The organism is Weissella sagaensis (assembly GCF_010306265.1).
Classification (GTDB): domain Bacteria; phylum Bacillota; class Bacilli; order Lactobacillales; family Lactobacillaceae; genus Weissella; species Weissella sagaensis.
Window position 1 is genome coordinate 524,909 of the sequence record NZ_BLKA01000001.1, and the last position, 7,907, is coordinate 532,815.

At 34.8% G+C, this 7,907-nt stretch carries 7 protein-coding genes; 6 read left to right on the forward strand and 1 reads right to left on the reverse strand.

What is annotated here, in order from left to right:
* The first annotated feature begins 29 nt into the window (after positions 1–29).
* A complete protein-coding gene (locus G7Y65_RS02650; protein ID WP_042492353.1) occupies positions 30–1,001 on the forward strand; it encodes a helix-turn-helix domain-containing protein in 972 nt (323 codons plus the stop codon).
* Positions 1,002–1,075: 74 nt separating this feature from the next.
* Here the strand turns inward: G7Y65_RS02650 and G7Y65_RS02655 are convergent, their stop codons facing one another.
* Positions 1,076–1,534: a GNAT family N-acetyltransferase gene (locus G7Y65_RS02655; RefSeq protein WP_042492355.1), complete on the reverse strand. Its 459-nt coding sequence runs from the start codon at positions 1,532–1,534 to the stop codon at positions 1,076–1,078.
* A 158-nt stretch (positions 1,535–1,692) separates the two neighbouring features.
* Here G7Y65_RS02655 and G7Y65_RS02660 point away from each other — a divergent pair, with 158 nt between their 5' ends.
* The 5 genes from G7Y65_RS02660 to G7Y65_RS02680 all read left to right on the forward strand — a co-directional run bounded on the left by G7Y65_RS02660 (position 1,693) and on the right by G7Y65_RS02680 (position 7,491).
* Positions 1,693–3,864, forward strand: coding sequence for an LTA synthase family protein (locus G7Y65_RS02660; protein ID WP_165314525.1), 2,172 nt, complete (start codon positions 1,693–1,695; stop codon positions 3,862–3,864).
* A 68-nt stretch (positions 3,865–3,932) separates the two neighbouring features.
* Positions 3,933–4,403: a MerR family transcriptional regulator gene (locus tag G7Y65_RS02665; protein ID WP_042492360.1), complete on the forward strand. Its 471-nt coding sequence runs from the start codon at positions 3,933–3,935 to the stop codon at positions 4,401–4,403.
* Positions 4,404–4,550: 147 nt separating this feature from the next.
* Positions 4,551–5,813, forward strand: coding sequence for a hydroxymethylglutaryl-CoA reductase, degradative (locus G7Y65_RS02670; RefSeq protein WP_042492361.1), 1,263 nt, complete (start codon positions 4,551–4,553; stop codon positions 5,811–5,813).
* A 15-nt stretch (positions 5,814–5,828) separates the two neighbouring features.
* Complete coding sequence (locus G7Y65_RS02675) at positions 5,829–6,779, forward strand: hypothetical protein (RefSeq protein ID WP_042492363.1); 951 nt, start codon at positions 5,829–5,831, stop codon at positions 6,777–6,779.
* 10 nt (positions 6,780–6,789) lie between these two features.
* On the forward strand, positions 6,790–7,491 hold the full coding sequence (locus tag G7Y65_RS02680) for an NAD-dependent protein deacylase (RefSeq protein ID WP_042492364.1): 702 nt from the start codon (positions 6,790–6,792) through the stop codon (positions 7,489–7,491).
* Positions 7,492–7,907: the final 416 nt, after the last annotated feature.

The window sequence follows — 7,907 nt, forward strand, 5'->3', positions numbered from 1 at the left end:
AAGAAATACGTTGTGGGAGATAATTATTAATGGAAAAAAATCGTGTGCCTGCCGAAGCCGTTCGGAATGCCTTAATACATTTTATTAAAAAACGTAATATTTCTATTCCAAGAATTTTAGAATCTGTTGATATCTCAAGATCACGTTTGTATGATTATCTAAAGGGAAATGGTCGTGTTAGTGCAACGACTTTTGTAAATTTATTGACGACAATTGATGTGTCATATGATGAATTATTATTACATATTTATCTGACACAACCGGAATTAATAGATGATACGATTAAAGAGTTAGGATTGGACTTACAATCTTATACCACAACACCGAATGAAGATATGGTTTATCAAGTACTTGCTTTATTTGAAGAAACGCATAATACGCGTTTATTACTAAATGTTGTGCGTGCGATTAATTCGCAAGTCGTAGATTTTGGCCAAAGATATCGGTTGGTTGAAATTGCACGACCAACTATCGTTAAGTTCCTAAAAAAACGTGAGCTATACTCATCTACTGATATGTTATTATTTGCAAATATTATTCGCCATGTGCCATATGATTCTGTCAAAAAAATGGTTGGTGAAATGACAAATCAGGTTGAAAAAATTATCTCGTTAGAAGGCTATGGTTTAGTTGAAATGGATCATTTTGCACCAGCAGCAGTTTGGAATGTTGGTCTGTTAAATTTTCAAATGTTGTTGTTAGCATTAGAAAATGGGGATACAGAAAATGTTACGCTAACAATGCGTTATATTGAAGAAAATAAGTTCCCTGACTATGGTAGTTATTTTATATTTGTTAAAAAACTATCAGAAGTGCTTAAATTAACGTTAAATGGGCAAGAGGAGAAAGCAAGAAAATTATGGGAAGCAACCGTAAAAGCTTTGAACTTCATGGTTGATGATCGCTTTTGGCCAACCTTTACTTACCTGTCACAACGATCGTATCAAGAATTTATCAAACCAGTAATTGACTATCAAAATGTCACACAAGCAAATTCATAGATACAAAAAAAGTAGCACATTTTGAGATGTGCTACTTTTTTATGATATAGAGGTAAATTAATCATTGAGTGAAATTATGAGGTAAAATCAGTTTTGAAAATCATGCGACGGTGATCAATATTTGCTTCTTGGAAAACAGGTCCTGTGGCCGTGAACCCAAGTTTTTCATAAAAACCCATGGCTTGGACTTGAGCACCTAAGTCAAGACTTTGTATGTTAGCTTGTTGTGCGTCAGTAATAATTTTCTTTAGCAATTTACCAGCATAACCATTACCTCGTGCTTCTTTAACTGTTGCAACACGTTGTACATGCCAGTTAGTGTGTGCCTCATTTTCAGCAATTCGGGCAGTAACGACGGGCGTTTCATTCAAAAAGCCAACATAATGGGTGGTTTGACTATCTAAATCATCTATTTCAATATCTAGTGGTACACCTTGTTCGGTGACAAAAACTTGTTTACGAATCATTAGTGCTGCATCATTAATTGCACCACTGCCATAGGCATGTTTTATGTTAAAGTTTACTTCGTTCATTTGCTTTCTCCTAGGGTAATAGATTGTTATTATTTTATCGCAATTTAGTTATTTTATGAAAGAAGTAAGGTGTCACAAAATGATTTGCGATATAATTGACAAGATACTAATTTTAAAAATTAATCAAACAACTTTTAGAAAGAAGAGAAAAAACAACTATGGCGCATAAGAGTCGTTTTTCTTGGATAAATACACGTTTTGGCTTTTTTGTCTTATTAGTTGTATTGGTCTGGGGAAAAACACAATTAGCAAATATAATGGATTTTCATCTGTATTCAGGAGCTTCCATTGTTCAATTGATAACTTTACTATTAAATCCGATACCATTAGCAATGTTGCTGATTGGAATTGCTTTTTATTTTAAAAAATCAAAGTTATTTTATCCTATTGCGATTATTATGTACATCATAAATACACTGTTAGTGCATTTAAATGTCATTTATTATCGTGAATTTACAGATTTTATGTCAGTTGCCACCATGCTAGGGTACGATAAAGTTAATCAAGGACTAGGGGCTTCTGGATTTGCCTTAACGAATATTCATGACTTATTGTATTGGATTGATATTCCGATTTTTATCATTTTCTTTTTATTTAAAAAGATGCGTTTTGATAAGACAGCAACTTCGAAGTTTTTGGGCTTTTCAGTATCAACTTTAGCTATATTTGGTTTTATGACGACTTTAGTATTAGGTGAAGCGGATCGTCCCCAATTAATCACACGTCAATTTGATAGTAAGATGTTGGTTAAATATTTGGGTATTGATGCGTATACGATATTTGATGGGGTTAAAACGCGTGGTGTTACTGAGATGCGCAAATCCGCTAAGAAGTCAGATATTGATAATGTATTAGATTATGTTAATAAAAACTACGCTGATGCAAATGCTAAATATGCTGGTGTGGCTAAAGGAAAAAATGTTTTTACGATTCATTTGGAATCATTTCAACAATTTTCGCTTGATTTAAAAGTTAATGATCAAGAAGTAACGCCAAATCTAAATCGTATTTATCATTCTGATTCGACAATTGCGTTTGATAATTTCTTCCATCAAGTTGGTCAAGGAAAAACATCTGATGCTGAAAATATGTTAGAAACCTCGACATTTGGGTTACCACAAGGTTCACTATTTGCAACACAGGGAAATGATCAAACATTCCAAGCAATGCCATCAATTTTGAAACAAAATGGTGGTTATTCGTCGGCTGTCTTCCATGGAAATAATGCGAGTTTTTGGAATCGTAATAACGTTTATAAGAATATGGGATACCAGTATTTCTTTGATGCTAGTTATTATGATACATCAGGTGATAAAGCGATGGGCTATGGATTAAAGGATAAATTATTGTTCTATGATTCAGTGCCTTATTTAGAAAAAATGCAACAACCATTTTATGCAAAATATATAACAGTGACAAATCATTTCCCTTATAGCTTAGATGATGAAGATAAAGATCCTAATTTTGTGACAACGGATACTGATTCTGATGTTGTTAATGGTTATTTTGAGACAAACCATTATCTTGATCAATCAATTGGTGAATTTTACAATTATCTAAAAAAATCAGGACTATATGACAATTCAATTATTGTTTTGTATGGTGACCATTATGGTATTTCAAATTCAGAGAATAAAGAACTAGCATCTGTATTAGGGAAGGATCCTAATGAATGGACTGATTATGATAATGCACAATTACAACGTGTACCATTTATGATAAACATTCCAGGTTGGCATGGTGGTGGTATTAATCATACTTATGGTGGTGAAATCGATGTAATGCCTACTTTATTGCACTTGTTGGGTGTTGACTCTAAAAAATATGTGCAATTAGGTCAAGATTTATTGAGTCCAAAGCGTAGTCAAGTGGTCGCCTTCCGCGATAAAGATTTTGTTACACCAGAATATACGTATATTAACCATGAATTATATGATAATAAAACGGGTGAGGTGATTACAAACCCATCTAAGGAAGTCCAAGATAAGATTGATAAGTACAAAAAAGAAGTTCGTGAGAAACTAAAAGTCTCCGATAATCTTAATCAAAAAGATTTGCTACGTTTTTATAAGCCAAAGGGATATCAGTCTGTTGATGCTTCTAAGTATAATTATGCAAATGGCTTAGCTAAGCTAAAGACATTAGATGAACAAAGAGGTGATGAATCAACATCATTATGGCATCAGCGTCATGATAAGAAATCACAATCATTATATGAAACAGATGCGCCTGAGAAGGATAAACCTAAATCAGATACATCACGTATTCAACAAGTTAACCCGGATGGTGGTGATGATACTGATGGTGGTGATGATACGCCAAATCCATAATAAGGTTGACAAATTTGTTAAATAACCTGACAATTAATACGATTATAATTGGTTGAAGGAGAAAAAGTATGGCATTTTCAGGAGAGCATTCATACCGAATGAAGGCCCTGGAATCAGAGTTATTTCAATTTCGGATTGGTGAGTTAGCAACAATGACAGGAGCTTCAACCCGACAATTGCGCTATTGGGAAAGTAAAGGAATCATCTCTTCCCTAATTCGAGAGGGTGAACAAGAAGCACGTGTTTATAATTATAAGGCTTATGTAACGGTTGCTTCTATTAAGCAGTTTTTAGATGAGGGTTATACCTTGCAAGGTGCTGTTAAAAAAACGAAGGAACATCAAGAAAATTGGCATGTTCTACATGAGGTTATTCGGCATAGTGTGCAGGGGATGACAGTATTAAACAATGCGCCAGCTGTTGATTTAGGTTTCTTCGATGAAGATAAAACACAGCGCTTGTACGCTCAGATTGATGAAAATAATAAAGTAAAATATACTGTTCAACCATGGGACGCTGATTCAGCCCCTATTGAGTAGGTGATACTGTTTAATATCTCGACATCATTGGCTGATTATTGGGCTGATGATGTCGAGATATTTTTGTATAAAATTTAAATACAGTACCGCAAAAAAGCATGAATAACTGTTAAACTAATAAAAGATTGAATAAAGAGGAATATGGTGATGGCAAATTGGCAGCAATTTTATAAACGTTCTTGGTCAGAGAGAGTTAATATCTTGGCCGCTAATCAAAAATTAACAAGTGCAGAGCAAAATTTAATTAAAGAAAATTATAATCATATTGGTGAACAGCAAGTTGAAAATTATATTACGAACTTTGGTGTGCCAATGGGATTGTTATTAAAATTACCAGTTAACGGACAAGAAGTGAATGTGCCAATGGCAACTGAAGAACCAAGTGTGATTGCGGCTGCTAATAATGGTGCACGTATCATGCGCCAAGGTGTTGGCGTTCAAACTGAGTTTTCACAGCATTTAATGCGTGGTCAAATTTTATTAGTTAATGTGCAAGATATTTCAGCATTATCAGAGTATGTTCAAAAAAATGAACAATTACTATTAAAGTGGGCGAATGATGCGCATCCATCAATGGCTGCTCGTGGTGGTGGTGCGCAAAGTATTTTAGTTGAAATATTGGCAGAAAAAACGGTTGCTGTTAATGTGATGGTTGATACCAAAGAAGCAATGGGTGCAAATACGGTTAATACGATGGCCGAAGCTGTTGCAGATAAGTTGCGACAACAAGGATACCAAGTGTTAATGGCGATTTTATCAAATTATGGTACTGAGTCATTAATTACGGCAAAGGTTGCAATTCCAACAGCTGCATTAGCAACTAAGCAAGGGTTGTCCGGCACTGAAGTTGCACAAAAAATTGCATTAGCTAGTCATATGGAAACATTATCACCACATCGAGCAGTAACGGCTAATAAGGGTATTTTAAATGGTATTGAAGCTGTTGTATTGGCCAGTGGTAATGATACGCGAGCTGTTAATGCTGCTTTACATGCTTATGCAGCGCATAATGGTCAGTATCAAGGATTAGTTTCATGGCAGGTTATTGATGATGAATTGATTGGAACAACGACAATGCCCTTGTCAGTAGGGGTTGTTGGTGGTTCTATTGGCATTGTGCCTGCAGTTAAATTAAATCATCATATTATGGGCCAACCAACAGCCAAAGAATTGGCAAGCATTATTGTAGCAACTGGTTTAGCACAAAATTTATCAGCGCTTAGAGCTTTAGTTTCAACTGGTATTCAAGCTGGACATATGGCACTACAAGCAAAGTCTTTAGCAGTTCAAGTTGGTGCACATGCAGATGAAATTGCACCATTAGTGGCTAAGTTAAATGAAGCCCCTAAAATAAATGCCACATTGGCAAGCGAATTACTGCAACAATTACGCCAAGAAAAAACAAATTAAAGATAGGAAAATAAGATGAAATTTACAAAAGACACGTTAGCATTATTAGATCAAGTCAATGCAGTATATCCTGGGTCAGTTATTTTACGTGGTACTGATACAGCAACTGGTGTGATTACACATGACCAAGTTTCAACAGATATGCTTGGAACACGATTAATGGTTGAAGTAACAGATGGTACGGCACCTGATTTTTTAGCAACCGCTGAGTTATTGACAATGTTATTGACGTTGAATGGTTATCCTCAAATATATTTTCAACTTAAAGGACAAGATATTAATTTAACCGATCAATTGATGGTCATGTCAACTCATTTATATCAGCCAGCATTGCGAGCAATTATTTATCGTGAGCAAGCATCACATGGCATGTTGACTCAGGCAGTTGTTCAGGGGATGGTCAGTGGTGTACAACAAACATTAACGCCAGAAACAACTGATAATAACAGTGAAAATGCTTTGCGTTTGTTAACGTTATTAGATTTACAGGTATTTTTGCATAGTGTACCACAAGAAACTAATGATATTATGGCAACCATGGCACAACAATACCCACAATCATGGACAGCTGCACAAAAAATATTTGATGCTATGAAGGTTGATGATATTAAAAATGCCTTTGGTGTCCACCGGGCTGTTGTAACAGCTTTTAAAATGTTTGATGAACAAATGATTACTTGGGGATTGCCTGAGATTCATGCTGATGAATTTGCAACGTTGACGCCAGTATTATCGGAACGTCAACTACGATTGCCTTTAGCACAAGTATTTGATATTAAACATTTGACTATGCAAGATCGTCATACTGACAAAGAAGCTTATGCTGGGTTATTGAAGGCATCTGGCCAAAATAGTTTTGTCTTGTCGGTGCCAGATGATAACTTAGCTAAATTCTTTAAAGAGCTCTATCAAACACCTGTTAAGGAAGTTTTGGTTAAAATTGGGCAACCATTTGCAATACGTTAAGGAGGGGGAAATGACATTAGTAACGTCAGAAACACAAAAATTATTTGATAATGCTAAAAACATTGTCTTTTTAACAGGTGCAGGTGTTTCGACAGCATCGGGTATTCCAGATTATCGTTCTAAGGGTGGTATCTATGATGGTGTTTCGTTATCACCTGAATATCTTTTAAGTACGGAAGCATTGGCTAAAGAACCAGATAAAATGTATCAATTTATGAAGGACAATATGTACTTTTTAGATGCTCAACCTAATGTTATTCATCAAAAGATGGCTGCATTAACTAATGAAAATCGTGCCCGTATTATCACGCAAAATGTTGATGGGTTACATTTAAAAGCTGGTGCTAAGAATATTATTGAGTTTCATGGCTCTCTATATAATATTTATGCACCAATTGATGGTAAACCAGATAGTGTTGTTTCATATCTAAAGTCACAATACCGGTCAGATGGTGCTTTATTACGACCAGCAATTACTTTATATGGTGAAATTCCATTTAAGGTAGATCAAGCTGCTCAGTGGGTGATGCAAGCAGATTTGATTGTAATTGTTGGTACTAGTTTTGTTGTTTATCCATTCGCAGGACTATTGCAATATGCTAAACCAACAGCCCCAGTGTTAGCAGTTAATTTAGAAAAAATTCCAGCACCGGCTAATGTACAACAAATCGTGGGTGATGCACGTGAATTTTTTGAAGCGTTACAAGTCTAATTGATAGAAAAACTGGTATTTAGATACCAGTTTTTTTCTATAATTAAATTGCTATGTATAATTAAACAATGTTCGTTAAAAATTAACGATAATAACCTGTTGACGAACGTTAAGATTCCTGTTATTATTATTGAGTTGGCAAATGAGTCAGCAATATTACAAGTAATCATTCATTCAAAAATAATTAATTCATAATTAAATGAAATTAGTTATTGACAGACGATTGATTATCCTGTAATATAAATTAAGTTGTCAGCGAGACAACGACGTAGGTCATTGAAAACTGAATATCGTTTCGATAGAACAAATGTGTAGGGTCTTCAAGCATTATGCTTGAAACAAAAACATTTGCGAAGTCAATTCGCTAGTAAATTCGTTTAACTTCTGTTAAACAAAACAAATTAATGAGTTATACT

Bases quoted from the DNA above. Each gene is read 5' to 3' on its own strand.
- G7Y65_RS02650 (WP_042492353.1), top strand. From the start codon at position 30: ATGGAAAAAAATCGTGTGCCTGCCGAAGCCGTTCGGAATGCCTTAATA.
- G7Y65_RS02655 (WP_042492355.1), bottom strand. From the start codon at position 1,534: ATGAACGAAGTAAACTTTAACATAAAACATGCCTATGGCAGTGGTGCA.
- G7Y65_RS02660 (WP_165314525.1), top strand. From the start codon at position 1,693: ATGGCGCATAAGAGTCGTTTTTCTTGGATAAATACACGTTTTGGCTTT.
- G7Y65_RS02665 (WP_042492360.1), top strand. From the start codon at position 3,933: ATGGCATTTTCAGGAGAGCATTCATACCGAATGAAGGCCCTGGAATCA.
- G7Y65_RS02670 (WP_042492361.1), top strand. From the start codon at position 4,551: ATGGCAAATTGGCAGCAATTTTATAAACGTTCTTGGTCAGAGAGAGTT.
- G7Y65_RS02675 (WP_042492363.1), top strand. From the start codon at position 5,829: ATGAAATTTACAAAAGACACGTTAGCATTATTAGATCAAGTCAATGCA.
- G7Y65_RS02680 (WP_042492364.1), top strand. From the start codon at position 6,790: ATGACATTAGTAACGTCAGAAACACAAAAATTATTTGATAATGCTAAA.